General features: G+C 62.7%; 1 protein-coding gene and 1 pseudogene. Both read right to left on the reverse strand.

What is annotated here, in order from left to right:
- A partial coding sequence (gene tusA / locus Q7C21_RS22310) for a sulfurtransferase TusA (protein WP_375151132.1) occupies window positions 1–211 on the reverse strand: 211 nt, incomplete at its 3' end.
- A 153-nt stretch (window positions 212–364) separates the two neighbouring features.
- Window positions 365–694 (reverse strand): annotated as a pseudogene (locus Q7C21_RS22315) (23S rRNA (cytidine(2498)-2'-O)-methyltransferase RlmM); the annotation flags it as partial.

A 694-nucleotide genomic window follows, 5' to 3' on the forward strand; every position in this document is an offset into this window, starting at 1 on the left:
CCTCTTCCTGCTGCGCCACCAGTTCGTGGTCGAGGAACACGCAGAACTTGGGAATGTCGCGGCGGGTGGAAGGGTCGGTGGCGATCACCTTCAGCAGCCCGCCTGCGGGCAGGTCGCGAATGTGCTGGTGCAGCATCATCACCGGCTCGGGGCAATTAAGGCCGGTGGCGTCGAGGGTGCCGTCAACCGGCGTATCGATGATTTGACTCATGGTTCACTCCTGAAACAGGCGGCCATTGTCGCGCAATGGTGCCATCGGGTCATCAGTTGCGGGCTCCTGCGGGCGTCGCCACAACACCCCACGCCCAGGAACCTACTTATGTAGAAGCGGGCTCCTGCGGGGCATCCGGCGCTATGACGAGGGCTACGCCGATCTGGGCTTTTTCACATCCAGGCGCCGCAGGTGGCAGGTCACTTCCTCGCGGTCGTGATACAGCTGCTTGCAGCCAATCGCCACCCGAATTCCCCGCGCCTTGAAGCCCTCTTCAATCCGCTCCAGCAAACGCTTCACTTCGGCATAACGCTGCTTCATCGGCAGCTTCAGGTTGACCACGGCCTCGCGGCAATGGCCCTCGCCGATCCAGGTTTCCAGAAGTGCGGCGTTGCGCGCCGGCGTCTCGACGATGTCGCAGACCATCCAGTCCACCGGCTGTCGCGGCTTGAAAGTAAAGCCGTCCGCCATCAGGTGTTGCAC

It is taken from the genome of Pantoea sp. ANP04, from assembly GCF_041982285.1.
In the GTDB taxonomy this organism is placed as follows: Bacteria; Pseudomonadota; Gammaproteobacteria; order Enterobacterales; family Enterobacteriaceae; genus Pantoea; species Pantoea eucalypti.